This window comes from Aeromonas sp. LsrichE-8G (genome assembly GCF_022869435.1).
Taxonomy (GTDB): Bacteria; Pseudomonadota; Gammaproteobacteria; order Enterobacterales; family Aeromonadaceae; genus Aeromonas; species Aeromonas caviae.
Genome location: NZ_JALIHH010000192.1, coordinates 1 through 323, shown reverse-complemented (window position 1 = coordinate 323; position 323 = coordinate 1). Strand labels below are relative to the sequence as shown.

General features: G+C 50.8%; 1 rRNA gene. It reads right to left on the bottom strand.

Annotated elements, in window-relative coordinates:
• Positions 1-302 (bottom strand): 23S ribosomal RNA (locus MUW49_RS18440); the annotation flags it as partial.
• Positions 303-323: the final 21 nt, after the last annotated feature.

Sequence of the window (323 nt, the reverse complement as noted above, 5' to 3'; positions counted from 1 at the left end):
AGGACCGTTCCACTAACTTCCAAGATGCTTAAGGGCTAATCCCCGTTCGCTCGCCGCTACTGAGGGAATCTCGGTTGATTTCTTTTCCTCGGGGTACTTAGATGTTTCAGTTCTCCCGGTTCGCCTCGCTACGCTATGTATTCACGCAGCGATACCTAGCTTATGCTAAGTGGGTTTCCCCATTCGGAAATCCGTGAGTCGTAATGTCTCTTACCGACTGCTCACGGCTTATCGCAGGTTAGTACGTCCTTCATCGCCTCTGACTGCCAAGGCATCCACCATGTACGCTTAGTCACTTAACCATACAACCCCAAGAAGTGTCG